The organism is Arthrobacter sp. MA-N2 (assembly GCF_000517125.1).
Lineage (GTDB): Bacteria > Actinomycetota > Actinomycetes > Actinomycetales > Micrococcaceae > Arthrobacter > Arthrobacter methylotrophus.
The window spans coordinates 1610389-1637352 of sequence record NZ_KI912155.1; the positions used below are offsets into that span (position 1 = coordinate 1610389).

The window sequence follows — 26964 nt, forward strand, 5'->3', positions numbered from 1 at the left end:
CTGCGAATGGACGGAACACAACAGTTCGTGCTGGCGATGGTCAGCATTGGTGGCGGCATGGTTGCCCTTGAGCTGGCGAAGGGCCTGGTGAAGTTCTTCACGGGCGCAGCGGGCCGGGAGCGGGCAAGAAATATCACCTTGAAGGATCAGCGGAACGAGGCGTGGGAGGACGCGGAGAAGGAACGGGCGCGCGCTGACCGTATGCAGTCCCGCGCAGACCGTGAGGCCCGCAACCGCAACCGCCTGGCCGATTATGCGTCGGCGCTGCGCCGGGACTGTACGGAGCACGGCATGGACCTTGATGAGCTCCGATCTTGGCCGGTGCTTGAGGTTGAACCCGTGCAAGACGAAGAGAGGGGCTGACATGGTCGCACCAATTACCGAGGACCTGATGCGCAGCATAGGCGCGCAGATCACAGACACGTACATCGACGTGGATGGGGCGGCCGGCAATCAGTGCTGGGACTCTGCCACGTACATCAATGAGCACTTCTTTGGCCTGCCGCGCATCAACTGCTTCGGCGCCGGACGCTGGCCGGGCTGGGCCGGGAACATGGTTGACGCGTTCCCGCAGTCGGCAGCAGTCGCTGCCGCTTACGTGCTGCTCCCTCCGGGTACGCCAGGCATGGCCGGTGACACGTTCGTGTGGGGCGACGAGAACAAGCTCTGGTACCCGTCAACGCACGTCGCAACCCTGATCCGGGACAACGGCAATAACTGGGGCCAGTTCCTTTCGCAGAACTCTTCTGCAGGGCGTCCTTGGCTGCCCGGGTATAGCCAGGAGAGCACGGGCCCGGTGATCGAGCAGACGCTTCCGTTCGCCGGTTGTATCGGCATTATCCGCCCCCGCACAAGCGGCGGCATCAACTACGCAAGCACCAACGCTGCACCGCAGGAGGACGAATTGAGCCAGAACGAAGTTCTACAAATCCAAGGTTTCACCAACTCGGTTATCGACCAGGTATGGGGAACGGCCGCCGGCACCCAGCGGATGCTGCAGGAGATCGCCAAGAAGATCGCTGACTCGACCTATGAAATGAAGGTCTTCAGCCAAGCGTCTGACAACTTCACCGGCGACCGGATAATCAAGGAACTTCGAGCGCAGATGGCCGTCATGGCCGCGTCCGTCGCCTCCTCCCTGGCCGCGAAGGGCGCATCCGCCGAGGACATTCAGAAGGCTGTCGCGGAGGCCCTGTCCGGGGCCAGCTTCAACTTCTCAGTTGATGTTCCGGCTGCCACGGAAGGGGCGAAGTGATGGGCGATCATGTTGCAACCGGCTCTCTGAGCACGCAGGAGCGCAACCCACGCTCTGCTGTGGCGCGGACGGTGTTGGCCGCCGTCGTGGCGTTGTTCCCGCTGCTGAACGGCGTGCTAGCCGTGGCTATCGAGGTGCTCAAGCCTTACGAGGTCCAATTGCCCGGCTGGGTGTTCCTCTGGCTGAACGGCGCCCTCGCGGCTGTCACGGTCATAACGGCCGGCGCTACCCGGATCCTCGCCATCCCGGGTGTGAACGCCTGGCTTCGTAAGTACGCGCCAATCTTCGCACCCGAAGACAACTAACTAGGAAGGGCCAGCCCGAATGACTGATTACCCATATGACATGGACCTTGTTGTCGATCCGCTCAACCCAGCGAACGTCGTGGCGAACGGTGCGGTCTACATCTACGACTCGGCGGATACATCGGGCACCACGCTGCTGGCGCTCAAGGACCCGTCCGGGCTGCCTCTGCCTAACCCCCTGCATTCGAATGCTCACGGATTCCTGCCCCCACGAATCGCCACATCACCGCAAACGTTGTGGAAGTCCGGAGGGTTCGTCGGCTACTTCAACTCTTATCTTGGCCTGCGGAATGAAGCCATGGCCGCGAAGGCTGCAGCACAGACCGCCCAGGCTTCCGCTGAAAGCGCGGCATCGACAGCCGCTTCGACTGCGGCGGACGCGGCAACCGCGCAGCTTACAGCAGCGGTGTCCTCAGCTTCGGCGGCGTCGGCTTCAGCGGCAACCGCACGGGCGGCAGCTCTAGCTGCACAAGCCGCCGCCGAGGCTGCCGCAGCCACGTCCGTTGGCGGCGGGGTGGCAGTAAATCCGACAGACACTGACTCATTCATCATCTCGACCAAGTCGGACGGCAGCGTGATCGTTGCCCCATCCGACCCTGACGCCTACCTCATCACCCTCTAAGGAGCCCCGATGACAACATTCACAGGACCCAGCCTTGACCCAGCCACCGGCCGACTCCGCGAAAAACACGTCCCCACGTACCTCACGAAAGCGGCACAAGACGCCACGTACCTTCTCGGCGACAAGACTGGTGCGACGGACGGGCAAGTAGCAACATGGGACGCGGCCTCGGGCAAATTCAAGCCCAAGGCGCCGGCCGCCATCGGTGGAAACGCCGACCTGGACCACTACCCGCCCCTAACCAACATCCAAAAGGCAGCGACCGGGCCTTTCCGGGTATTCCTTACAGGGACGTCTATCTCCAGCTTCGACAACGCAACTGTGCGCGTTTTGGTCGAACAGTTGAAGTCCGTTTATGGTCACTCCGGGATCTTCTCTCAGAACCTTGGCTTTGCCGGTGGTGGTTGGGCGAACACCTGGAACGGGTGGAAGAAGCAGGTATACGGCGGCCCGCAATTCACTCGTCTCCGTGGCGACAACACGGCGTCACCATTCTCGTTCACGGGCTCCGGGGATGAGGTAGTCCTTGAATGGTCTCGTGAGACTGACTCGGCCCCCGTCCCCGTGATGGTGGACGGTATCCAAGTCGGCACAGTTGGTTCAGCGGGTTCACAGGTCTACAACCAGCGGGCCAAATTCACGCTGACACTACCTGCTCCCGTGTTGACCCTTGGGGCAACCGCGGGCTCGGGGGGAACATTTGCCCCTGGCACCTATTTCTGGGTAGTCACCTATGTCAACCCGGCTGGTGAGACTATTGCTTCCAACGAAGTCACAGCAACGCTGGCAGCCAATGGAACACAAGCATTGTCCTGGACGCTGCCTGACGGGGCATCAAACGTCAAGATCTACCAAGGGATAACGGCAGGATCGGAGAACGCCCTCGTGGCCACGCTGGGCAGGGTGACAAGCTATACGGTCACCGGAGCCGCAGGCGTGGCAGCCACCCCGCCGGTGGCAAACACCGCAAGGGATGACCGGGCGCACATTGTTACGGTCAGCGCTCCAGCATCCGGAGCCGCATATCTGGAACGTTTTGAAATCCGTTCCACCGTCCGTACGGGCGTCGAAGTTTACGACGCCACCTTGGGTGGTTCCTCCATGTGGAACATGACCACCAACAACACGACACAGGCCGGCCAGGTGGCGTCCATCCCGATCGTGGGCACCAACGGGCTCGCCGCACACTTCGCCCGCACTGACGTTGACCTTTTCATTGTGGAACACCTCTTCAACGACACCGGAGTGGAAGGTGACACGGCGTTCGAAGCGAACGTCAACTACGCCGTAACCACCACACAGGCAAACGGCAAACCGATCGTTTTTATCATCGAACCGTGCGGAGGCCAGAACCTCAGCGCAGGCTATATTGCCCGCCGCGATGTGCTGCTCAAACAACGGCAATACTCCCACGTAACGGTTATTGACTGGCAGTCTGCGCTCTGGCAAGGCGACTTCAAACTGTTCCTCCAGCGCTACTACAACATCACCACCACAGCCGAGAGCCCCTTCACCTATACCGGCGACGCTTCACACCCGAAGCAGAACGGCTATGACCCGCTGAACGCAATTGCGGCAAAAGCATTCAACGTCCCGGCATTCCCGCAGGTTCTCGCGTCCTCGTATTCGTCCGACCGTATGCGCGATCTCTCAAAGATCTATAAAGGTGCCAGCCGTGCGGCGACGGTCAATGGTGTAGCCAAAACCTACCCAATGCCCGAGGGGCCTGCGTTGATCATCAAGGCGCCTGCCAACGGCGCGGTGCAAGGAGTCAATGATTTCTACTACCGCGACACCCTCACGGTAGATAAAGCCACCTCACTGAAAACCGCCATCGCCGCGTCCACAACGTCCACGAAGTTCGGCAAATACCTTGACTACAACAATCAAATCCATCTCGTCAACTACGTGACCGCAGCGGATACCGATATTTGGACTGTCACGGTCAAGGCGTCCGGGAATTTCGGCGCGATTTTCGGCAACCCGCTCTACATCATCGACCCCAACGGTTTGAAGATGCCACAGAACGAGCCGTCCAACTCGCGCATGAACTTCCTGCACACCGTATCCGGCGTGGAGCCTGTGACGTTCATGTTCCGGTTCGCTGCCACCAGCACAGCATCCGCAAACGCGTTCTTCTCCGGGCGTATCTATGACCTGTCCATCACCCGGAGCACGGTCCCGGTACTTGGCACATAGGTCACCATAAGACCGCCAGCAGCCCCTCGCCGTCTCTGACGGTGAGGGGCTGCTTTGTGTTACGCCACTCTGGGTCTAGTCAAATCCCCGACGCCCGATACGCATGGCCAGCTTGATTCAGGCTCCTAAAGCCGGTGGGCTGGTTGTTTGACGACCCGTGCAGCTGCTGGGCGGGAAACCTTCGGAAGTTGAAAGAGGGCCCTGCCGACAGTGATACGCATGCAGAATCGATGAACCACAATTGCGAGAGCGACCGAGATTGCAGTTGCCACGATCGGGAAGATGGCATGAAGAATCGTATTGCCAACTCCATGGTCCATCGAGTCGGTACTGATGTTGGCGACAAGGAGCAGCAAAACCAGCGTCGGAATATGCATCACATAGATCGGCAGGGTCCGCTGCCCCAGCTGGGACGTGACCCGTTCGAATGGTTTCCACCGGCAGGCGAGGACGACGCCTTGGATGGCGGCGGCGATGCCAACGCAGGACAGTGGCAAGTTGGCTATGGCGACTTCACCGATGCCGAGCAATCTGACCGGCACCGCCAAGACGCCGTAGCTAAGGGTGAGGACAATGAAGTTCCTTGCGCTGGTCCTCTGCACCACTAGATCTACAATCCTTGGCGCCAAGGCTCCGATGAGGAAAAAGATCAGGTTGCGGCTGACGTTGGCGGGCACCCAATCTGACATGACTCCGGATACGACGGACAGTGCGAGGCCGGTCGTGAGCCACACCGCCGTATGGGTCTTCACCAGGATCTTTGTGGCTACGAAGTAAATAGCCAGCGCAAATAAGTACCACGTATGGTTCACCGGGCGCAGGAATTGCATCGGGTACCAAGCCGCATCATATGCCGGATCCTCATATGGAAAAGGCAAGACCGTGCTGAACAGAAGCGTCAGCAATCCAAGCCACAAGGCATAGACGTACAGGTTGTTGTAGACCCGCGGCCGCAAGATGGTACGCCACGACCTTCGCACAGCGCGAGCAGCGAAATACCCTGAGATCAGGAAGAACAAAGGCACGCGAAGTGGAGTAATAGAAAGTAACAAGGTCTTGTAGGCCGCTTCGACGGGGAGGCTGGATTCCAACTCCAGTACGCCATAGAAAGAAACAGCATGCACCAAAACAACGGCGACTATGCATAGAGCTTTCGCGGAATCGGCCCAAGACTGGCGCGGCAATTCGTTAGACATATCTCCCCCAGTAACCGCCATAGCGATCCGGACGAATCACCGAGGGGTTAGTTTACCGTTGGTGGGCACAATGAGGTCAATCAAACTCGGCAAAAAGACTCGCGCGACCGTCGCGAAGACCGGGGTATCAGTGTCCAAAGAAAGCCGGGCCGTTCAGGATCAGCAGCCGCGGTGACTTCTCGGTGCGTCTCGGCAAAGGGCTAGGCCTGCGCAAAAAGCTCTGGTGATGCAAAAGAGGGGCCACCATTCAATGAATGGTGGCCCTCTTTTTGATGGTCGACTAGCTGTCCAGCACTGAGCCCTCGAAGATTGCCGACTTGCCGCCGTCGGGGGCCGGGATCTGAACGCGCACTTTGCCCCCTCCAGTCGCCGGGATGAAGCGTGAGAACTGGTCTGTCTTTTTGTCGCCATCCAGCAGGGTCGTGATCTTTGCGTTTGAGATCAGCGTGGCCGATTCCAGATTGTCGCCATAAGCCACCTTCGGCCATGACATTCCCGAGGCGTCAATGCGGGAGCCGGACTTGTTACTAATGGTCAAGCTGAATACCGCCTGGTTGCCGTCGCCCACCACACCAACATTTTTGTCCGGCGCAGCGAAGCTCACCGGGCTGACCGTTACTTCCACGCCAGACGGAAACGTTATCGTGTGGCCGAATACGGCTGGTGCGTCAAATCCCGGAACTGGCGCCGGCAATGAAGCGGATGCCGAGGGCGATGCCTCAAGTGCCGAAGTGTTACCTGCAGATGGGCTGGCGGACGGCGCCGAGCATGCAGTAAGCGCGAGCGCCGATGCCGCAGCGAAAATGACAATGGTCCGGTTCAAAAGGTTCCCCCAATTGAGAAATGTGTGAATTAACTGCAATCCTATCCGCTCGAATAGGAACCCCTGCCAGACTCAATAACTCGGCGCCACACCCTTAGACGCTACATCGCGATCCGTGAGCGTCAGATCATAGCCGCTCGCTGGAGACCAAGCCAGAGGGCAATTAGGGAGCAGTAACGGCTGACCTTCCGTGACAGTTCTTGAAGCGGGAGCCGGAGCCGCACCAGCAGGGCGCCCGTCGTGGCAGATCCGGACTGGTTGCGGCTCCGCTCTCAAGCTGGACGACAACCTTTTCCACTACAGCCGGGGCTGGTGTCGTTGACTTCGCATAGGTCATGGCCGCAATGACAACCCCCACGCCCGCCAGAAGTAGCGTCAACGTAGTGCGGATCTCGTCGCGGTTCTCACGGTTTGACAGCCACGCCGCTAGACCCTTTGAAATAGGGGCTACTGCTGCCGACGCCTCATCCATAGTTGTGCCAGGCGATTCAGCAAGGACTTGTAGTTTGTCGCGCAACTCGTGAAGTTCGCTGAGACTAAGGCGGTGGAAGACCATCCGAAGGCCAGAGTCATCTCGCTTGCTTTCAAAGGAACCATTCAACTCGTTGTGACGTCCGCACCGCCGGCAGCTGAAGCTGATGTCACCAACGAGTTCTCTTTCGGGGAGTGCAAAGCCAAAGCCGCTTTCAAATTCGCAGAACTGGCATGCAAAGGAACCCGTTCTTGCCATGTTCGGCGGCGGCGCATCGAGAAACGAAATGCGAACCTCATCATTAGTACTCACGGACCAGAGTTTAGACGCATAGTTTGTCCCCCGTCGGATTGCCCCGAAGGACCGGTTAAGTGCCCCTTGCCCGGATCGCCTGTCATCTCGTAATCTTGACCTTCCGAGCTCACCTCGGACCGAGCCAGTTTCGGGCCTGTGGGGATGGGCGCCTGGCAACCTAGCGGGCCGTGTACCCGCGCCCACGACTACACAGCAGCCCCCGTCATCTTCGGATGGCGGGGGCTGCTTTTCGTTTAAGGCACACTCTGGTCAAGCCGCCGGCGCCGCACCCGGGATGCTTCCACCCAAACCTGTTTGCGGCCCTCGTAATACTCCATCGGCCACGACACTGACACCAGCACGTGCACCCGCGTCCAGCCGTACGCGAACGCTGGCACCTCGTGGGTTTCCCCGTTGTCATAGTCGAGCTGCACGAACACCGGCAGCGGTTCCTTGGGCATCGTCGCACCTTCGACGTCTGCGGGGTCCACGGGCGGCACAACAGGCGTGACCTTGCCCGCCCGCGGCGGTTGCCAGAACTTCTTCTCTTCCACAGGCAAAGTCTTGCACCGGGGGCAGACAACGGGGGCGTCTGGAGTCAGTTCCGTTGTCGCGCAGGTCGATTACCGCCAACTGATGACAGTGGCTAGGCGGCCGGAGTAGTCTTTCGGACAAGTGTCCAGCCGAGAAAGAAGAGGCCGGACGGCCCGAAACTGAGCCAAGACCTGAGATCGAGGCGAACGTGGACGGACAACAGTGGATCTGGGTTGCGGCGGTGCTAATCGCCGCGGCAGTGGTAGCCATTGTTATGGCCTTTGGACGCCGGTGACACTCGTCAGTGATGATTGGTGCTGTCAAGCCCGGGTCAGTCGCCCTTGCGGATCGCAATCATGCGGCTGCCCTCTGGAACCTTGGTCTGGGCAGCGGCCAGCGCTTCCTCATAGGTCGATGCCGTCTCAGTGACATGGCTGAAGCTGCCGTCCGGCGCCTCGATGGTGCAGGTAATTTCCACCCGAACATTCTATGGGGTGGGCATTTTCGTTGGCCAGGGCCGGTTGCCGAGTTGACGGGGCACGGAGTCGAACTTTGCCGTGGCCGGTGTTTGCTCCATCGGACAGCCCCCCCTACTTTCCGATTGTGAGGTGAAGGCCTGACCGCAACTCGGCTTCGCTGAATGTTCCGGACTTGCGGCCACCGACCTGCACTTCATAGGGGGCGGAACCGCCAAGGACTCCGGAAATCTCGTAGCTCATCTTGCAGTCGTCGCCGTCGAGGTGGCTTCGCTTCAGGCTGCCAGAGACGGTGCGCGATTTGATGTCGGCTATGAACACTTCGCTGTCTGGACCGATGTCCCCGAAGGCGGTCCCGGGCACCCCGTAGCAGTTCTTGCCAAGGGCCGCTTTTTCCTCGCTGATCACTGTTAATAATCGCCGGGTAATCGCGTTCCGGGTAACGTCGACGGCCACAGTAGCCGTGAACGTCTCTGGCGTCGGAGTCGGGGTGCTTGGCTGACTGCCGCAACCTGAGAGGGTCAGCGCGACGACGATAAGACTGATAAATCCGAGCTTCTTGATGATTATCCCCACCCGAACATTTTAGGGCGCGATGGGCGCTTCTTCGCCAGCCAGTGCGGTGGCGCCGGAATCACACCGCGCTGACCGGCTCAAATGGCGATTTCGACTGCCGAGAGATGGCGTTGACCTTCCTCGATTTGGCTAGGTTGCATGATAGGTCTTGTCTGGCGTGCTAGACATAGCATGTTACGAATCATTTCTCTAATTCACTATGCTCCGCCGTCACCCATCGTGGCCACGTGCCGCTTAGCAGAGCGCCGGGCACGACGAAGCCCCGCGCCACCTCGACGGAAAGGTGGCACGGGGCTTCTTTGGATCTTGAGGGTAGGGCTACGAAACGGCGCCCTTGAATACGGCGGCCTTGTCAGTGAAAGCGCTGGGGCCAGTAACCTCAACGCGCACAGTCCCAGCCGAGGCAGCCGGAATTGCCGCAGCCAACTTCACGGACTGCGTTTCGCCTGGAAGGATCGTGCTGAACGTTTCCATCCCGAGATTGTTCGCACTGTCGATGACTGATGCAGCCTTTTCGTTCTTGTCACCGTAAGTTACCTTGGCGAGAGACATGAGGGCCGCGGAAAGCTCCTTCTGGCTGCCGTTTGTCACGGACAGCTCGAATACTGCGGCCTGTCCTTCGACGGCGCCGGCAGCGTACTGGCCGACTTTCTGGAACCCGATTGACGTCAATGTCACTGTGACGCCGCTGTCGTATTTGACGGTTTCGCCGAACTTGGCCGAGCGGTCAGCTACGGCTGCCGTGGTCTGCGTTGTTGCCTTGGCGTCACCGGCCGGGTCTACCTTTGGCGGAGCTGTGGTGGAGCTGCAGCCCGCCAGAAGGAGAGCGGCCAAGGGCAAGGCGATTAGTGCTTTCTTCATTTGTATTCCCATTTGTTGAAAGTTTGAGCGAACTTGCTCAGCTTAGGCGACCATGCGCGTTGTCAAGTCAAACCATCCGAATCATGACGACCTGGGCCTAAAGCTGAGGGGCTACGGCTCGATGATGCCAGTTAGTGCGGTCTCGACCATTGCGGCGGCGCGGAAGTGAGCATCCGGGACAAGGTGCCCATATGTCTTCGTGGTGGTGATGATCGACTCATGCCCGAGCCTATTCGCGAGCTCGTACAGGTTCATGCCCCCGGCGATCATCATGGACGCGTGGGAGTGCCTAATGTCATGGATGCGCGGGCGCTTATCAATCTTCAGCGGAGCGCTTTCGAGGGCCTCGGCCGCTTTCACTGCGTCATACCAAGCATCCAGCCATTGGCGGTGCTGGGGAAAGACCAGGGTCTCCGGCGAGATCGTAAAGACCGGTCGACTTGGCCCCGCTGCTTCGACGCGGGCACGGATAGCGTCCACGGTGGAGGGCGCCAGTGCCACTGTGCGGCGTGCTTTCTTCGTCTTGGGGGCTCCGATCGCCCACCCGTCTTCCATCTCCTGGTAAGCCTTTGTGATCCTCACCGACGGCGTCGGAGCGTCCAGTTGGAAGTCAGTCCTGTTGAGCGCTGTTGCCTCGCCCAGCCGCAGCCCGGCCCCAATGAGGAGGATCCACATCGGGCGCTGCCATTCGTCAGCTCGCTCGATGATGAGGTTCATCTGCCCCATGGTGAGGAACATGGCTTTGTCCTCGGTGGAGTCGTCCTTGGGCAGGAGTCTGCCGTTGCAGGGGTTGTCCTGGCGAAGGCGCCGACGAACTGCGGAGTTCATCGAGGCGTGGATGAACCCGTGAACGTTGGCAACCGTCTTGGGAGAGCAGCCCTTTTTGACCATGCCCTTGATCCAACGGATCAGGTCGTCCTCGGTGATCTGATCCACCGGCAAGTGCCCCAGGCCGCTGAAGTGGTTCTTGATGTACCCGCGGTATCGCTTGATCGTGTACTCGCGGACGTTGATCAGCCGCTCGATATGCCCAAGGGCCACCTCTTCAAATGAGGGGGACTGGGAGGCTTGGCGGAGTAGCGCCGCTTGTGCCGCTTGAGTGTCATGCTTGACGGCTTCGAGCAGGTTCTTCCATTGGACGGCCGCCGTCTCGGTGGGCAGTGTCTGCCTGTTTCTTTCGCCTTTGTCGTACCACTCGACGCGGTAGCTGGTGATGCGCCCAGTGCTGTTTTTCCGTACCTCAATTGTTGCCATGGCGGGCCTCGAATGCGGCGGTGACGTAGTCGAGTCGGAGTGTGTGGCAGGCTACGAGCGGCACTTTGGCTGTATCGCAGGCGTGTATCCAGTGGCGCAGCGTGGGCGTGATCGGCTCACCGTTCAGCGCTTCCCGGATTCGTCGGCCGTCGTTGGCCATCTGATCGAACACTGCGCGGTGGCGCTCGGGTAGGTGCTCCCGCACCCTTGGATAGTTCTCGGTCGTCCAACTCATGACTTGCCCCTTTGTGTTGGTTGCCTGCTATGGGCCGGGAGAACTTGCGGGACTCCCCGGAATGCAAAGAACCCCCTAGAACTCGCCGGTTCTGGGGGATTCATGATTCGACTTTAACAGGTCGTGGGGGGATTTTCTCGGTTTCAGGGGGGATGCCCGGCAACTTCGTTGAGTTACCGGGCATCCGCGGGCGGAGACGGGGGGATTTGAACCCCCGGTGGAGTTGTGCCCCACACTTCATTAGCAGTGAAGCCCATTCGGCCGCTCTGGCACGTCTCCAGTTGCTATTGCTAGCCAACCAAGGATACGCAGAACTGGGCACGCAGCGCAAAACGGGGGAGTCTAGCAGCCGCGGGGCGGGCCGGCGGGGTGAAGATTAGGCCCCGGCACCCTGCTTGCCCGCGAGTGCCCGCCAGAGGAAGTGCTGGCTGCGGGCTTGGAGCGAGGCCGCCTGGCGGTTGTCCGAGGCCCCTGCATGACCACCTTCCAGCGCTTCGTGGAACCACACGTTCGGGATGCCCATGGCCTGCATCCGGGCAGCCATCTTCCGGGCTTGGACCGGGCCCACCCGGTCATCGGAAGTGGCCGTCCAGATGAACGTCTCCGGGTAGTCCACAGCGTCGCGCAGCAGGTGGTAAGGCGAGAATGTGCGGATGTAATCCCACTGTTGCGAGATATCGGGATCGCCGTATTCCGCAATCCAGGAGTAGCCCGCAGAAAGCTTCGTGTAGCGGCGCATGTCCAGCAGCGGGACACCGCAGGACACAGCGCCGAACAACTCCGGGAACTGGGTCAGCATGTTGCCGACCAGCAGTCCGCCGTTGGAGCCCCCGACGCAGCCAAGCCTGCGCGGGCTGGTGACGCCGCGCGCGATGAGGTCTCGCGCCACTGCGGCGAAGTCTTCGAACGCGCGGTGTCGATTCGCTTGCAGGGCCGCGCGGTGCCAAGCAGGACCGTACTCCCCGCCGCCGCGGATGTTGGCTACGACGTAGACCCCGCCACGGGAATATTCCGCGGAGCCGTCTTCGGAATGGATGCTTTCGCTTCGGCGTTCCAGCCAGGCACGCCCGATGGCTCCGCTGTAGGCAGGGGTCCTCGAGACCTCGAATCCGCCGTAGCCCGAAAGCTGCGTAGGGTTCTCGCCGTCGAGATCCAGGTCCTTCGAAGCCACCTGGAAGTAGGGTACGCGGGTGCCGTCTGCCGAGGTGGCAAAGTGTTGCTGGACCTCATAGTCCGCCTCGTTGAAGAACGACGGCGAGGACTTCACCACCGCGTGCTTGCTGGACACCCCGCCGTCGTGCCCTGCTTCGAGGCTGTAGCTGGGGGTGCCGGCAGACACGGTGCCCCGCAGGAGCGTGGTGGGAGTGGTGAAGCCGGTCGCAACGAGCCAGTAGTCGTTGCCGGCGTCGTCGCCCTCCGTTTCGTCCTCGTCGTCCACCGCGTAGGCGTTCACATCGTGCAACGGCGGGCACGCATCCAACAGGGTTACGGCCCACCCGGCAGAGTCCTTGCGCGCGGGGTCCAGCACCCTGATCTCGGAAGAGACATCGTGCAGGAGGTTCAGGAGGAGGTAGTCCCGCGTCCAGCTCCAGGACTGCAGGGAGGTGTGCTCATCCGGGGTGAAAAGCACCGTGAAGTCGCGTGCCCCGGACAAGTAGCCCTCGAAGTCGGCAGCCAGCAGAGACCCGGCGGGGTAGGTGGTTCCGCCCACGTTCCAGTCCTGCCGTGGACGGAACATGATCCATTCGCGGTGGGAACTGAGATTGACGTCGGTGGGGACGTCAATGGGAAGCCACGCGTCGTCCTGCAGCACGGAGGTGGTCCGGTTGAAGAAGTCGATCCAGTCCACGGCGAAAGTGCGTTCGAATCCCGGGGTGGAGTCGTGGGCGACGAGGGCCATCATGTGGTCTTCAGGGATCTCGAAGATCCGCTCGGCTTCAACCAAAGCTTGCTTGCGCCGAAGCTTGACGCCCGTGCGCGCATAGGACGAGCTGGTGCTTGGGAGACCGTCGGCGGTAGTGGCAACCAGCAGGGTATCGGCGTCGAGCCAGCTCACGTTGCCCTTCGCCGTCGGAAGGTCGAAGCCGCCCGCGGCAGGGTCCACGAAACTGCGGGTCTCGACGTCGAACTCACGATGGCGGTTGGCGTCACCGCCGTCGGGGGAGAGGGCGATGATGGCGAAGCGATGCGGTTCCCCTTCGGCTGGACGCAGGAAGTTGGCGCCGTGGAAGACCCATTCTTCGCCTTCCGCGGCGGCCAGGGCATCGATGTCCAGGAGCACGTCCCATTCCGGATCGTCGCTGAGGTAGCTTTCCCAAGTGGTCCGGCGCCAGAGGCCCTTGGGGTTTTGTTGGTCTTTCCAGAAGTTGTAATAGTGCTCGCCGCGTTTGTTGACCATGGCGATCCTGTCCGTGGAGTCCAGAACCTCCAGGATTCCGGCTTCCAAGGCGGCGTACCCGGCGTCGTCGAGCAAGTCTTCGGTGCGGGCATTTTGCTCCCGCACCCAGGCCAGCTGTTCCTCGCCGTGAATGTCTTCGAGCCAGATGTTCTCATCGACAGGTTCGGGGGCGATTGCGGTTCCCTGGGCAGTTTCGTTGTCGGGCGCGGGCGAATGATCAGCTGCTGTGGTGGTCATCCCTCATCCTAGGGTGACTGTCTGAGCAGGAAGCAAGTCACAAGAAGTTAGGCTTGGGCGTGGGTAAATCGCAGAACATCCGGGTGGGGCTGATCGGGGCAGGTCCCCGCGGCACCAGTGTGCTGGAGCGGTTGCTCGCCAATTGGGCTGCGACGGAAACGGCCGGACGTTCCTTGCACATCGACGTCGTGGATCCCTATCCCGCCGGTCCCGGACACGTCTGGCAGCCCGAACAATCCCGGCTATACCTCATGAATACGCAGTCGTTCTACCCCACGTTGATCCCCGAAGACCCCGGGCTCGCGCCGCCGTTGGCCGGGGGTTCCTTTGAGAAATGGCGCGCGGAGCAGCGCTCCGGCGACGGTTCAGGCCTGAGCGCCGAGGAACGGGCCGAACTTGCTGCGCTCGCTTCCCGCGACTTTCCCAGCCGAGCCCTTTATGGGCGGTACTTGCGTACCACGCTGGAAGAACTGCTGGAGCGCGTCCCGGCCGGCGTCGAAATCGCTTTCCATCGGAGCAGCGCCGTGGCGGCCCGTCCCTTGCCGGACGCGGCGGCGGGGCCCGCGGGCGGAGGGTTCGACGTCGAACTCGACGACGGCGGCCGGCTCGCCGTCGATTCCCTCGTCCTTGCGCTGGGCCACCTTGAGTCCCGACTCAACGCGGAGCAGCGCTCGTTCAGCGAAGCCGCGGCGGAGCTTGGTTTGCTGTATCTGCCTCCGGCGGCTCCGGCCGACGTGGACTGGGCACTGGTCCCAGATTCCGAACCGGTGCTGGTGCGGGGTATGGGACTGAACTTCTTCGACCTGCTCGGCCAGCTGACGGAAGGCCGCGGGGGACGATTCGTGGCTGCGGGCGATGGCCTCCCGGGAAAGCTCAAGTACTTGCCGTCGGGCAGGGAACCGAAGATCATTGCGGCATCCAGGCGCGGCACTCCGTACCGGGCCAAAGCCGGGCTGGATGGCTATTACCCGAAGTCCGTGCGTTTGCGGTACTTGACCGAGAGCGCACTGGAACGCTTCGCCGCCGCCGGCATTCAACCCGGATTCGATCACGATCTCTGGCCGCTCCTGCATCGGGATGCCCTGTGGGCGTACTACTCGACGTTGGTCGTGGCGGAACCAGTGGCAGTGTCTCATGCGACGGACTTCCTGACTGCCCTCGAAGAGCTGCTGCGGCCTCATGCGCATGCCACCGGTCGATGGGAAAACCAAGTAAACGAGCTGGTTTCACACCATGTTGCAGCGTCACGCCGCCTCGACCTGCTGGGTCTCGCGGCGCCGTTGGCCGGGCGTTCATTTGCGTCGAGGAAGGCACTCGACGACGCCGTCGTGGACTATCTGGACGACGATGCCCGACGTTCCTCCCTGGGGGAGTCCGATCCCGTGAAGATGGCCATCGGTGCCCTGCATACGGGACGCGCCGTCCTGAAAAGTGCAGTGGCCGACGGCGGCATCACGGACCAATCGTGGGTGGGCGAGTTGCGGGGCTGGTTCGAGTCCTTCGTCGAGGGGCTCGCTAGCGGGCCTCCCGCCCTGCGCGCAGAACAGTTGGCCGCCTTGGCGCGTGCCGGCGTCGTGAGTTTCGTGGGTCCGGATCCGCGATTCAACGTGGACCGTTCCAGGCGCGCCTTCCAAGCGGTATCCGCCTGGGTGCACGACGACGCAGCGCAAGCCAGGACGTTGATCGAGGCCATGTCCCCGGCGAACAGGGTGGGAGTGAGCGATTCCCCGTTCCTGCGGCAGTTGCTTGCCGACGGCTTGGTGCGGCCCAAGATGATGATGACCGCCGAGGGAATGCCGGTGCAGACCTCCGGATTGGATGTTCACGCGCATCCGTACCGCTTAGTGGGCGCCAACGGCTCCGTGACTCCCGGGTTATACGCCCTTGGCCTGCAGCTGTCCTCGACCCAATGGGGGACGGCCATTGCCGCGGAGGCCCGGCCTTCCAACGGCCCGGCGTACAAGAGCGGCCAGCGCACACTCCGCGACGCGGACGAAATCGCCAGGGACATGCTCGGCCTTCCCCTCCAAAAATGAGCATGTTCCACCAAGAAAAATGAGCATGCTCCCCGCCCGTCTCAACGAGTGGGCATATTCCTCATATGTCCATCCGCCGAGGCCAGGGGAGAGCATGCTCATCCGGGGTTGGTGCTGAGATTAGCCCCTCAGGCATCCCTGGTATTCAAGCCAGGCAAAGGCATACTTGAGCCAGCCAAGGATGTCGTACCACTTGCTTGGCATGACAGGCGCGGTGCACTTCGGAGGCAGCGGGAGGGCAACCTTGACGGCGGTCTTCACCACGGTCCCGGACTCGACGGCGGTGAGCGCCAAAGTGCCCGTGCCGGCGGCCGCTCCTGCAGGTACCTTGACGTTCACCGTCGCTGCACCGGAAGTCACGGCGACCGTTCCCAGCTGGGTTGCGAGCCCCTTGGCATCCGTGAAGACAGCCCGGAGCGAGGTGTTTTGCGGGCTGCCGAGCGAGGTCAGGTTCAGCTTGGACACGGCCAGGGTCACCGCGTCACCGTTCTTCACTTCTGCCGCCGTGGTGTTCGCGACGGCTACGGATCGGCGGGCGAAGTCCGGCGATACGGGCTGGTGCTCTCGCAAGTACTTGATCCACGCGTCACGATCCACCAGCCCGGAGTCCTTGGTATTACTGCCTTCCGTGAAGACCCGGAAGTTGTCGCCACCTGCCGCCAAGAAGCTGAAGGTACCGATTCGGTACAGCTTCGTGGGGTCGATCAGCGCGCCATTCACCCAAACGGAGGTGACCCGGTCGCCTGCCGCACGGCCGGCGTCGTACGTGTAGTTCACGTTCTTGGATACGCCGAGCTGCAGGTACGGCCGGCTCGGCACAGAACCATCGGCGTTGGTCTGCCACTGTTGCTCAAGAAGCGCCTTGAACTTGGCACCCGTCAGGGAGGTGGTCCACAGATTGTTTACGAAGGGAAGTACTGCGTTGGCCTCCGCATAGGTGATGGTGCCGTCGGGCGCGTAGTAGAGCTCGTTGCGCAAACCGCCGGGGTTCACGACGCCGATCTCAGCCCCGCCAAGTTCGGGTGCCTTGAGCGTATCCACCAGGGAGTCGGCCACCAGGTTGCCCAGGGTGGATTCGCTCGCGCGGTCATCACGCTTGGGAGTCCCGCCGGCGGGGTCAGGCGTGAACGCCGTCGTGATATCCCCAGTCACTGCGCCAATGGGGTGGTTGCCGACGGCGGCGGCGTCGGCAAGCGCCTTGTCGACGATCGCCTTGACCTGTGCAACACGGGGGTAGGTTCCGGACATGTCCGTTGTTGAGCGCTTGACGTTCCCGGCTGTGTAGGCGGTCACGGCCATGGTCTTGGTGTCCAAGGTCAAGGTGATACGCCCGATGTTTTCGCCGTAGTTACCGGTCTGGACGATCGGGCGGGTCTTGCCCGTCGGCTGGCCCTTGGCGTCGAGGATCGGGGCGTCCCAGGCGTATTCCTTGTGCGTGTGGCCGGTGAAGATGGCCGCCACATCGGGGGTGGTTTCCTTGACAAGCTTGGCGAACGGGCCGCCCGCGGCGATTTCCTGATCGATGGTGGCGCCTTCCGGCGTACCGGCTCCGGCGCCGTCGTGGATTTCCGCGACGATCACATCGGCCAGCTTGCCGGCCTTGATCTTGGCAGCAACGCGGTTGACGGCGTCCACGGGGTCACCGAACTCGAGGTCCGCGATTCCGGCCGGGCTGACCAAGGACGGGGTCTCCTGTGTCACGGTGCCGATGACAGCCACCTTGACGCCGTTCATGTCCAGGACGGTGTACTCCGGCAACACCGGGGTGGTGCTGCCCTTCTGGTAGACGTTGGCACCCAGGAGGGGGAACTTCGCGTTGTTTCCGCCAGCGATGACGCGGTCGCGCAAGTCCGCCCATCCGCCGTCGAACTCGTGGTTGCCCACGGCGGAGGCCTTGAGCTCAAGGGCGTTCAGCACATCGATAGTTGGCTGGTCCTTGGCCACCGCGGAGGCGAAAAGGGATGCCCCGATGTTGTCTCCCGCGGAGATGAACGCAGTGGAACCGGGTGCGGCCCCCGCACGGAGCTGTTCGATGGTGCTGGCAAACAGGACGGTGTTGCTGTCGATGCGTCCGTGGAAGTCGTTGATCCCCAAGAACTGCAGGTCGACGCTGGCCGGGGTGGCGGGAAGGTTCAAGCCAACCACGACGGGGTCGTGGTCACTGGCCCGGAACTGGTCCGCGGCGTAGTAGTCCACCACGTTGTTGTTGTACCTGCTGTACTCGAATGCCACCGACTCCACGGAGTTGATGTTCCAGATGTCGGTTCCCGTGACCACCTCATGGGCGGCGGGAGAAGCCAGGATATGGTCGAGGGAGCCGACCATTCCGCCGAACAAGTACGAGTGCTTGCCCGTGGTGGTTTCCAGATCCGCGTAGCCGGCCCCCGTCAGGACGTTGATCGGGTCCTCTTTGGAATAGGCGTTGAAATCGCCGATCAGGAACACTTTGTCGGTGCCCATGGAGGACTTCAACCCATCGGCGAAGGTTAGGAGCGACTGGGCCTGCTTGGTGCGGGCAATGTTGGAGGCGCCTTGGCCCTTGTCGGTGTCGTCCGGCGTGACTGCGGAGCCCTTGGACTTGAAGTGGTTCACGATCGCGATGAACTTCTTGTCATCGCTTGCTCCCACCGGCTTGAAAACCTGGGCGAGGGGCTTGCGTGCGCTGGCGAAGGCAACGGTGTCGTTGTGGATGATCGACTCACCCAGTGGTTCGGCTGTGGCCTTCTTGAAAATGAAAGCCGTACGGATCATGTCTTCGTCGCTCAGTGGAGGAGCGTTGGCAGGCGTGCGGACGTAGTCCCAGATTCCCGGGGTTTCAATGTTGAGGGAATCCACGAGCTTCGCGAGGGCGTCGTCGCGGTTCTTGCCGAACTGTGCCGAGTTCTCGATCTCTTCGAGGGAGACGACGTCGGCGCCGGACTTCGTGATGGCGGCGACGATCTTTGCCTGCTGGCGCTGGAGGTTCTCGGCATTCGCCGCGCCGCGGGCGTTGCAACCGTCCTTGACCGTGATCGGGTTGCCGTCGCGGTCAGTGTAGTAGGTGCAGCCGCTGAGCTGGTCACCGGTGGTGGGGAAGTAGTTCAACACATTGAAGGAGGCGATCTTCAGGTTGCCTCCCACGTTGGCCGGGGCCTGGGGCCGGCTTCCGGCGAAGCTGACCGGCTGCACGGAATCCGCGGTGGCCGGGGTCAGCTGGGAGAGCGGCTGGAATTTCCAGACGTTGTTCCCGTAGCCGAGGATCACGTTGGTACGGAAGCTCGCCGCCGATCCAACCCGGACGGGATCACTCGGGCTCAGGTAGGGGAGCGCCTCCGCCTTCGTGGAGGCGTCCTTGAGGAAGTTCGTGGACGCGCCGTCGTCGAGCTTGATGCCCCGCAGGGCGTTGTCCGCCACCACGGCGTTGTATTCCGGCGAGCCGTAGCTTGCCACTGCTGTGGGCTGGACCAAAGGGGAGGTCCCGCCCGCCAAAGTGATTTCGCCGTACTGGTTGAGCGAATAGTTGTCCGTCACCGTAAAGGGACCCTGTGGGGCGACGAGCATGCCTTCGTAGCGCTCGCGGGTGGCTTCGTCAGCCGGCAGCGTGAAGTTGCTGGGCTTGACCTCAGGCGCGGCGTCGCTGAGCTTTTTGACTCCGGCTGCGTCTGTGCTGAGCTGCGTCTGGTTGGCGAACTCGCTCACCACGCCGGTGAGCTCGAGGTAGTCGCCGATCCGGGTGCTTTCCACGGTCGACGGCGAGTAGACGAAAATCGCGTCCGACGCCGTCCTGGCCGCCGGATCGTTGTCGCCGCCGGTTCCGGGGGTCTGAACGTAGTAGCCGTTGAAACCGCCCGTGGCGTAGACGGCCGTGACTTTGCCCCGGGTGGTCACCGTGGCACCGGTGAACGGGCTGGCTGCTCCGGTGCCTTGGATCTCCGCGATGGTCTTGGTCTCCGGGCCTGTCGGCGGAGGGGTTGTGGCCCCTGCCGCTGTCGGAGTGATCGCGGCGCTAAGGCTTAGGTCGGCGGCATTGTTGTTGGTGTCCGCTCCGTTGTTCCGGTTGAGGCTCCTGACATCGGTGTTGCTTGCCGGTGCGAGGGCTGTTGCGGTCTCGAAGGTGTTCGTGGTGCCGTAGCCGAGCAGATCGGCTACGGCGGGGTTGCCCACTACGGAACCCGTGGGGAGCGGGTTCACTGCGGTGCCTTGTTTCGCGAGGACGATCGTGCCGGCACTCCCGCTGGGGTTGAGCGTGCCGGAGCCGTCGACGTCGGCGGCTGGCAATTCTGCCGCCGTCGAGGCCGCGTTGTTGCTGGCGCCCTTGACGAGGAAGTATCCCTTGGCCGGGATGCTGCCGCTGAGGGGAGTGATGAAGGTGGGCGGATTGACGTTGCTCGCCGCACGGTATTGGAGGGACCATCCGCTCAGGCTTACGGCGGAGTCGGAGCTGTTGTACAGCTCCACGAACTTGTTCCGGAAGGCGGCTCCGGCGCTGCCGCCACTCAGATAGGCCTCGTTGATCACCACCGACGCGCCTGTTGCAGGGGGTGTATCGGCTGCCATCGCCGGTACGGTCGCGAGCGGGGCTGCTAGCAATCCCGCTGACACCACCAAACCGACGAGTTTCCCATTTTTAAATTGCATTAGCTCAAACTTTCAATTGGCCGTGTGGGCGCACTGGAAGACGCCCGTCGCGTGTGTTGTCGGGCGGTGAACCGGGCTTTACTCCGGTGGGGATATCACGCTCGGCATCACATCAGGCGTGGGTGAATACCGGGTTGCCATGTGGTGACGGCACAAACAATAGAGAGCATGCCCTCCATTTGACGCGGGGAGTGGACATAATCCCAATATGTCCACTCCCCGCGTCGTGGGGGGAGCATGCTCTCTGGTAGGTGGCGGGCTGCGCCTGGCTGGTGTGGGCTTATGCGGGCTGGTTTTCGATGAGTTTGAAGATCGCACCCGTCGGGTCGGTCAGGGTGGCCATCCGGCCGTAGGGAGTGTCCTCAGCCGCCTGGACGATGGTGGCGCCCAGGGAGACGGCCTTCTCGATGGAGGCATCGACCTTGTCCACAGCGAAATAGACGCCCCAGTAGGACGGCACCTCGGCGGGCAGGAAACCGGAGGCATCCATGATGCCTGCCTTGGCTTGGTCCCCCGCCCCGAGCGTGGTGTAACGGAACTCCGGTGAGTCACCCATGACGGTGGTTTCCCAGCCGAAGACGTTCTGGTAGAAGGAAACTGCCGAATCGTACTCCTTGGCGAACAGCTCGTGCCAGGCGGGTGCACCTGTTTCGGCAGCCACCTGGTAACCCTTCATCTCGCCGAACTGCCAGGCACCGATGGCCGCCCCGGAGGAATCTCCATACATTGCCATGGTTCCCTGCTCCGGCACTTCCATGGGTTCCATATACACCTGGCCGCCGTTGGCGACGGCTGCTGCAGTGGTGGCCTTAATGTCGTCAGTGCGCAGGTACGTGGACCAGACGTCGGGCATCTGCGCCATGTTTTCTTGCTTCTGCATGATCCCGGCTACCAACTTGCCGTCCTTGGAGGCCGTGATGTAGCCGCCGTACTTTTCTTGGTCCCCGGTCTCATAGGTCCAGCCGAAGAGGGTGTTGTAGAAGGACTTTGCTTTCTCCGGGTCCGAGGTCATCAGGTCGATCCAGCAAGGTGATCCGGGGGTGATGTCAGGCGTGGGCATGTTTGCTCCTGGGTAGTTACCGATGCTGTTGCTGCGGTTTCATGAGTGGGTGGTGGAGACAGACAAAACCCTATGCGGGGCCCCTGACAGTTTCAATGCTTTCGGCGGGGGCTATCCCATCACGAGCATCAAGACGAAGTAGATCGCGCCGCCGACCACCGAGTAAATGGCGAATGGCGTCAGGGTGCGCGTCTCAAAGAAACGGAGGAGGAACTTCGTGGCGAACCATGCGGCGACACCGGCGCACAGCGCACCCACCAGGAACACGCCGCGCTCGTCGGCCATGGCCGGGGCGAAGAGTTCGGGAAGCTTGAGCAGGGCGGCCGCACCGATGATCGGCGTCGCGAGCAGGAAGCTGAACCTCGCGGCGTTCTCGTTGTTCAGCCCCGAAAGCAAGCCGCCGGCCATGGACGAGCCGGAGCGGGAGATTCCCGGGATCAGGGCGGCCGCTTGGGCCGTTCCGATTCCCAAGGCACGCTTCCACGACAAGGTGGCGATTTCGGCGTCGGAAGCTGTGGCGGTCACCGGTTGCGCCGCGGCGCGGCGGCTGTCCCTTGTCCGCAGACGTTCGGCCCCAAAAAGGACAAGGCCGTTGACCACAAGGAAGGCGGCAGCGATCAGCGGGGATCCAAAGAGGTTACGAATGGGCTTTTCCAAAACCAGGCCGATGATTCCGGCCGGTACGGTGCCGACGACAAGCAACCAGCCGAGCTTTGCGTAGGTGTCTGAGGGCGCGATCTTCCTGTCCCGGATGGAGCGTCCGAGACCCTTGGCGATTTCAATCCAGTCCCGGAGGAAGAAGAAGAACAGTACGACTGCTGTCGCTAGATGTGTGGCTATGAGGAAGTTCAGGAATCCTGGTGCCGTCTGGTCCAGGCCCCAACCGAAGAGCTTGGGCAAGATGACGCTGTGGCCGAGGCTGGAAATCGGGAAGAGCTCGGTGATTCCCTGCAGCAGGCCCATGACGATGGCCTGGATCATATTAATCATGGGCTCGATCCTAGCCAATAGCGGTTACTGGGAGATGAACGTTTGCTGGGAGGCAGCCGTGTGCCGGCAGGTGAACGCGGCTAATAGGGCAGGTGGCTAGTATCGACGAATGACCCAAGAGCGATGGCGGCAGGTTTCCGAGTGGCCTATGGTGGCGGCAGCAGTGCTGTTCCTGGCGGCCTACTCGTTCCAGGTGATCGCCAATCTCAGTGAGGCCCAGTCCACCGTCGTTGAGACCATCATCTGGGTCACATGGCTGGTGTTTGCCCTCGACTACGCCATGTGCCTCCTCTTGGCGCGGCGTCGCGCTCGGTGGTTTGTGCGAAATCTCCATGAGTTGCTGATACTGGCTCTCCCGGTCCTGCGACCGCTGAGGCTGTTGCGGCTCGTAACACTACTGAAGCTGCTTCATCGCACTGCCGGAAACGCCATGCGGGGCCGCATTCTCACTTTTGTCCTCGGGTCCGCGGCCCTCCTGACGTACTGCGGTGCGCTCGCCGTGCTCGATGCTGAAGAGAACGCCCCGGGCGCCAACATCACCAGCTTTGGCGATGCCATCTGGTGGGCCATGGTCACGATCACCACCGTGGGCTATGGGGACCATTACCCGGTGACCGTGGTGGGTCGCTGCGTTGCCGCGGGATTGATGGTCTGTGGAATCGCTGTCTTGGGCGTCGTGACCGCCTCGGTTGCCTCGTGGCTGGTGGAACAGGTCTCCTCGGGAGCTGCGGCTGCCGCGACAGTCGCCGAGGAGCCCATGAGGCAGGAGATTCGCCGGCTGGCCGAGCAGGTCGAGCGGTTGAGTGCCCTCTTGGAAAACGCCGACGGCGGGCTACAGGGCGGCGTTCCCGGAGCCAGCGGCGACCACTCGCCGTCGCCGTAGCCCGCCAAAGGTGGGTTCTTAGTCCTCGCTTCCGCGGACTGGGATGCTCGCGGAAGAGATCAGGACGGCGTTTTTTTCTTTGTTGGTGGCGGGTCGGATTTGGCCGCGTTCGGGGACGAAGACGATGTCCTCGTCTTTTTGGTCGGGGGCGTTGACGAAGGAGCGGAAGCGGCGGAGGCGTTCGGGGTCTTTGAGGGTTTGGGCCCATTCGTCCTGGTACGTGTCGATGTGCCGGGCCATGGCGGTTTCGAGGTCGTTGGCGATGCCGAGTGAGTCGTGGATGATGACTTGGCGTATGTGTTGGAGGCCGCCGTCGAGTTCTTCTTGCCAGTGGGCGGTGCGTTGGAGGCGGTCGGCGGTGCGGATGTAGTACATGAGGTAGCGGTCGATGTATTTGATGAGGGTTTCGTCGTTCAAGCCGCCGGCGAGGAGTTGCGCGTGGGCGGGGTTTGCTCCGCCGTTGCCGCCGACGTAGAGGTTCCAGCCTTCCGAAGTGGCGATGATGCCGACGTCTTTGCCGCGGGCTTCGGCGCATTCGCGGGCGCAGCCGGAGACGCCCATTTTGAATTTGTGGGGGCTGCGTAGTCCGCGGTATCGCAGTTCGAGGTTGATGGCCATGGCGACGGAGTCTTGGACGCCGTAGCGGCACCAGGTGGAGCCGACGCAGGATTTCACGGTGCGCAGGCTTTTGCCGTAGGCCTGGCCGGATTCGAAGCCGGCGTCGACGAGTTCTTTCCAGATGTCGGGGAGTTGTTCGAGGCGGGCGCCGAACATGTCGATGCGTTGGCCGCCGGTGATTTTTGTGTAGAGGCGGTATTTCTGGGCGACGGCGGCGATGATGCCCAGGCCGTGGGGGGTGATTTCGCCGCCGGGGATGCGGGGGACTACGGAGTAGGTGCCGTCTTTTTGCATGTTGGCCAGGGCGCGGTCGTTGGTGTCTTGCAGGGTGCCGCGGCCGGCGTCGAGCACGTACGCGGAGTGTTGGGAGGCGAGGATGGAGGCGATGGTGGGTTTGCAGATGTCGCAGCCGGCGCCGGTGCCGTATTTGGCCAGGATGTCTTCGAAGGAGTCCAGTTCCAGGACGCGGATGGCGTCGAAGAGTTCTTGGCGGGAGAGGTTGAAGTGTTCGCAGAGGGCTTTGGAGATTTCGATGCCGGATTTGTTCAGTTCGGTTTCGAGGAGTTTTTTGAGCATGGGCACGCAGGAGCCGCATTGGGTGCCGGCGCGGGTGCAGGTTTTGAGTTCGCCCAGTTCCTGGACGGGGGTGTTGCCGTCGCAGGCGCCGCAGGCGTTGATGGCCTCGCGGATGGTCCCGGCGGGGATGTTGTTGCAGGAGCACAGGATCGCGTCGTCGGGCAGTTCGGTGTCGGGGGCGTCCGTGTTTCCTGCGGCGGTGAGGTAGGCGCCGGGTTCGGCGGGGAGTTCGCGGCCGAGCAGGGGGCGCAGGCTCATGTAGGGGGTGGCGTCGCCGACGAAGATCCCGCCGAGGAGGGTTTTGGCGTCGTCGGTGGTGACGATTTTCTGGTAGACGCCGCGGGCGGGGTCGGCGTAGACGATTTCCAGGGCGTGTTTGGTGGTGGCGAAGGCGTCGCCGAAGCTGGCGACGTCCACGCCGGAGAGTTTGAGTTTGGTGGCGGTGTCGAAACCGGGGAAGGTCGCGTGTCCGCCGTGCAGGCGGTCGGCGACGATCTCGGCCATCGTGTTCGCCGGCGCCACGAGCCCCAGGCACATCCCGCCGAAGTTCGCGACTTCACCAATGGCGAAGATACCGGGGACTTCGGTCTCGCAACTATCGGAAATGACAACACCGCCGCGCTGGCCGAGCGTGAAGACCTGCTCCTCGCCTTCCGCGGCACGGAAGAGTTCATCGCGCGGCCTCACTCCGATCGCGACGATCACGATGTCGGCGTCGATGATCCGGCCGTCGGCCATGAGGACACCGGTGACCTGGCCGTCGTCGTCGGACAAGACTTCGGAGGGGAACACGCCGCCGTGGATTTCGAAGCCCTTGTCTTTGATGAGGCGGCCCAGTGCTTGACCGGCGCCTTCGTCGAGCTGCGTGGCCATCAGCCATGATGCGCCGTCGATGACGATGGGGTTGGCGCCCAACCGTTCCGTGCCTGCGGCCGATTCGAGGCCGAGGAGACCGCCGCCGATGGTGACGGTCTTGACCTTGCGGCCCAGTTTCTCCGTGAGCTGCGTGATGGCCTCATTAATGGCCCACACGTCGTCGAGCGTGCGGTAGACATGCGTGTGCTCGGCGCCCGGGATGGGCAGGCGGGCGGCAGTCGAACCCGTCGCGACCACGAGGGCGTCGTATTCGTAGCTGTTGCCGGCCGCGGTTTTCACGGACTTGGCTGCGGCGTTGATCTTCACCACCCGCTCGCCCGTGCGCAGGTCCAGGGCGTCGTGCTCCCACATGGACATGTCCCCCAGGGTGAGGTCGTAATCCACCTCGATGAGGGCCTTGCTCAGCGTGACCCGGTCATAGGGAAGATGCGCTTCTTCGGTGAGGACCGTGACGTGCCAGCCCTCAAGACCGCGCGTGTGCATGGCATCGGCAAAACGGTGGGCCGCAGGGCCTCCGCCTGCAACAACAACACGGCGCAGGTCATCTGAAGGGGAAGAATATCCGGTCACGGGCGGCCTTTCGCATGTGCCGCGGAACCGTCATCCGCGACTTGTCACTTCAGACTAAAGACGGGCAGTTTCGCGTCAGTTTCCCTTGTGTTTCCGGGGCTTAACTTCCGCATCACGGTGAGGATTGCGGTGATGTGAGGTCTCCTTTACGAGCAGGACACATCGATTGCATTCCGGCGAAACACGGCGGGCCTACGGTGAAGGAGTGGCCGCAAACGGCCCGTGCCTGACGGCGGAATTGGATCCGCCCGACAGGCAGGCTAAACGATAGGGGCTGAAATGACCGTCATTCTGGATCGGGAAGAACAACTGACGAACGCGCCGATCGCGTCCGGCTGGCACCGCGTCTGCGCAATCGACGAGCTGGAACCGGCCTGGGGCGAAGCTGCCCTGCTCGGAGGCAAGCAAGTAGCACTATTCCGCACCATGCAGGATGAAGTCCTCGCGGTGTCCCAGCAGGACCCGTCAACGTTGTCCAACGTCATGGCGCGGGGAATCGTCGGTTCCCGGGGCAGCCGACCCACCATCGCCTCGCCGCTTCATAAAGAGGTCTACGACCTCGAAACCGGCGAATGCTTCACCAACCCCGAACTGCGGCTCGCAATCTACGCCACACGTCTGGTGGACGGATACATTGAGGTAGCCGTCTAAGCTGCCAGCGCTCGACGCCGATCATGGCCGGTTCCGCTCGCGGAACCGGCCATTCGCGTTTTCTTGGCGGGTCCCCACCCCGGCCCTTAGGACCCGGCGGTTAAGGAGAGAGGCCGGTTCGTGGAATCCAAAGATTCGCACGAACCGGCCTCTCAGCTGCGCAAACGATGCGCCACGCGGAAGGTAAGGGATTTGAACCCTTGGTGCGGGGTTACCGCACACTGGTTTTCAAGACCAGCTCCTTAGGCCGCTCGGACAACCTTCCCTGCCTAGTAGTGTTTCATAGGGAGTTGGCTGCGCCAAAAACCTGCCGCTGCGATAAACACGGTTAAGGTGTCCCAAAGGCTAAC

At 62.1% G+C, this 26964-nt stretch carries 22 protein-coding genes and 2 tRNA genes; 8 read left to right on the forward strand and 16 right to left on the reverse strand.

Annotation, left to right across the window (positions count from 1 at the left end; all coding sequences use genetic code 11):
* The first annotated feature begins 6 nt into the window (after nt 1–6).
* The 5 genes from A3M3_RS0108265 to A3M3_RS0108285 are packed head-to-tail and all read left to right on the forward strand — an operon-like array spanning nt 7 to nt 4381.
* Entirely contained in the window at nt 7–363 is a 357-nt protein-coding gene (locus A3M3_RS0108265; protein ID WP_028265943.1) for a hypothetical protein, read from the forward strand.
* Between the two features lies 1 nt (nt 364).
* Entirely contained in the window at nt 365–1255 is an 891-nt protein-coding gene (locus tag A3M3_RS0108270; protein ID WP_028265944.1) for a hypothetical protein, read from the forward strand.
* Entirely contained in the window at nt 1255–1560 is a 306-nt protein-coding gene (locus A3M3_RS0108275; protein WP_028265945.1) for a hypothetical protein, read from the forward strand. Before A3M3_RS0108270 ends, A3M3_RS0108275 begins: the two co-directional genes overlap by 1 nt.
* Before the next feature lie 19 nt (nt 1561–1579).
* A complete protein-coding gene (locus tag A3M3_RS26910) occupies nt 1580–2182 on the forward strand; it encodes a hypothetical protein (protein ID WP_051423038.1) in 603 nt (200 codons plus the stop codon).
* Nucleotides 2183–2191: 9 nt separating this feature from the next.
* The gene (locus tag A3M3_RS0108285; protein ID WP_028265946.1) at nt 2192–4381 is read left to right on the forward strand and encodes a hypothetical protein; all 2190 of its coding nucleotides are present in this window, start codon (nt 2192–2194) and stop codon (nt 4379–4381) included.
* Between the two features lie 125 nt (nt 4382–4506).
* On the opposite strand, the gene A3M3_RS0108290 is transcribed toward A3M3_RS0108285, so the two are convergent.
* The 11 genes from A3M3_RS0108290 to A3M3_RS0108340 all read right to left on the reverse strand — a co-directional run bounded on the left by A3M3_RS0108290 (nt 4507) and on the right by A3M3_RS0108340 (nt 13737).
* Nucleotides 4507–5577 (reverse strand): acyltransferase family protein, encoded by a 1071-nt coding sequence (locus tag A3M3_RS0108290; RefSeq protein WP_197023153.1) that lies wholly within the window; start codon nt 5575–5577, stop codon nt 4507–4509.
* Between the two features lie 280 nt (nt 5578–5857).
* The gene (locus A3M3_RS0108295; RefSeq protein WP_028265948.1) at nt 5858–6181 is read right to left on the reverse strand and encodes a hypothetical protein; all 324 of its coding nucleotides are present in this window, start codon (nt 6179–6181) and stop codon (nt 5858–5860) included.
* Between the two features lie 382 nt (nt 6182–6563).
* Entirely contained in the window at nt 6564–7184 is a 621-nt protein-coding gene (locus A3M3_RS27380) for an SEC-C metal-binding domain-containing protein (RefSeq protein ID WP_155854334.1), read from the reverse strand.
* A gap of 236 nt (nt 7185–7420) precedes the next feature.
* Complete coding sequence (locus A3M3_RS0108305) at nt 7421–7720, reverse strand: hypothetical protein (protein WP_028265949.1); 300 nt, start codon at nt 7718–7720, stop codon at nt 7421–7423.
* 311 nt (nt 7721–8031) lie between these two features.
* The gene (locus A3M3_RS28475) at nt 8032–8178 is read right to left on the reverse strand and encodes a hypothetical protein (RefSeq protein WP_197023155.1); all 147 of its coding nucleotides are present in this window, start codon (nt 8176–8178) and stop codon (nt 8032–8034) included.
* A gap of 112 nt (nt 8179–8290) precedes the next feature.
* The gene (locus A3M3_RS27990) at nt 8291–8752 is read right to left on the reverse strand and encodes a hypothetical protein (RefSeq protein WP_155854335.1); all 462 of its coding nucleotides are present in this window, start codon (nt 8750–8752) and stop codon (nt 8291–8293) included.
* Between the two features lie 318 nt (nt 8753–9070).
* Entirely contained in the window at nt 9071–9613 is a 543-nt protein-coding gene (locus A3M3_RS0108320; RefSeq protein WP_028265951.1) for a hypothetical protein, read from the reverse strand.
* A 111-nt stretch (nt 9614–9724) separates the two neighbouring features.
* Entirely contained in the window at nt 9725–10867 is a 1143-nt protein-coding gene (locus tag A3M3_RS0108325) for a tyrosine-type recombinase/integrase (protein ID WP_028265952.1), read from the reverse strand.
* Nucleotides 10854–11102 carry a hypothetical protein gene (locus A3M3_RS0108330; RefSeq protein WP_035741508.1) on the reverse strand — a complete coding sequence of 83 codons (249 nt, stop codon included), beginning with the start codon at nt 11100–11102 and terminating at the stop codon, nt 10854–10856. Before A3M3_RS0108330 ends, A3M3_RS0108325 begins: the two co-directional genes overlap by 14 nt.
* A gap of 191 nt (nt 11103–11293) precedes the next feature.
* Nucleotides 11294–11381, reverse strand: a tRNA-Ser gene (locus A3M3_RS0108335).
* Between the two features lie 97 nt (nt 11382–11478).
* Complete coding sequence (locus tag A3M3_RS0108340; RefSeq protein ID WP_028265954.1) at nt 11479–13737, reverse strand: prolyl oligopeptidase family serine peptidase; 2259 nt, start codon at nt 13735–13737, stop codon at nt 11479–11481.
* 59 nt (nt 13738–13796) lie between these two features.
* Here A3M3_RS0108340 and A3M3_RS0108345 point away from each other — a divergent pair, with 59 nt between their 5' ends.
* On the forward strand, nt 13797–15773 hold the full coding sequence (locus A3M3_RS0108345) for an FAD/NAD(P)-binding protein (protein ID WP_028265955.1): 1977 nt from the start codon (nt 13797–13799) through the stop codon (nt 15771–15773).
* A gap of 120 nt (nt 15774–15893) precedes the next feature.
* On the opposite strand, the gene A3M3_RS0108350 is transcribed toward A3M3_RS0108345, so the two are convergent.
* From A3M3_RS0108350 to A3M3_RS0108360, 3 genes are all read right to left on the reverse strand, one after another.
* The gene (locus A3M3_RS0108350; RefSeq protein ID WP_028265956.1) at nt 15894–20390 is read right to left on the reverse strand and encodes an ExeM/NucH family extracellular endonuclease; all 4497 of its coding nucleotides are present in this window, start codon (nt 20388–20390) and stop codon (nt 15894–15896) included.
* 280 nt (nt 20391–20670) lie between these two features.
* Nucleotides 20671–21450, reverse strand: coding sequence for a VOC family protein (locus A3M3_RS0108355; RefSeq protein ID WP_028265957.1), 780 nt, complete (start codon nt 21448–21450; stop codon nt 20671–20673).
* Between the two features lie 111 nt (nt 21451–21561).
* Nucleotides 21562–22440, reverse strand: a complete 879-nt coding sequence (locus A3M3_RS0108360) for an undecaprenyl-diphosphate phosphatase (protein WP_028265958.1) — start codon at nt 22438–22440, stop codon at nt 21562–21564.
* A 109-nt stretch (nt 22441–22549) separates the two neighbouring features.
* Here A3M3_RS0108360 and A3M3_RS24310 point away from each other — a divergent pair, with 109 nt between their 5' ends.
* Entirely contained in the window at nt 22550–23323 is a 774-nt protein-coding gene (locus tag A3M3_RS24310) for a potassium channel family protein (protein ID WP_051423040.1), read from the forward strand.
* Between the two features lie 18 nt (nt 23324–23341).
* Here A3M3_RS24310 and nirB read toward each other — a convergent pair whose 3' ends face one another.
* A complete protein-coding gene (gene nirB, locus A3M3_RS0108370) occupies nt 23342–25963 on the reverse strand; it encodes a nitrite reductase large subunit NirB (protein ID WP_028265959.1) in 2622 nt (873 codons plus the stop codon).
* 279 nt (nt 25964–26242) lie between these two features.
* On the opposite strand from nirB, the gene nirD reads away from it, so the two are divergent.
* Complete coding sequence (gene nirD, locus A3M3_RS0108375) at nt 26243–26614, forward strand: nitrite reductase small subunit NirD (protein ID WP_028265960.1); 372 nt, start codon at nt 26243–26245, stop codon at nt 26612–26614.
* 177 nt (nt 26615–26791) lie between these two features.
* On the opposite strand, the gene A3M3_RS0108380 is transcribed toward nirD, so the two are convergent.
* Nucleotides 26792–26879, reverse strand: a tRNA-Ser gene (locus tag A3M3_RS0108380).
* Nucleotides 26880–26964 lie beyond the last annotated feature (85 nt).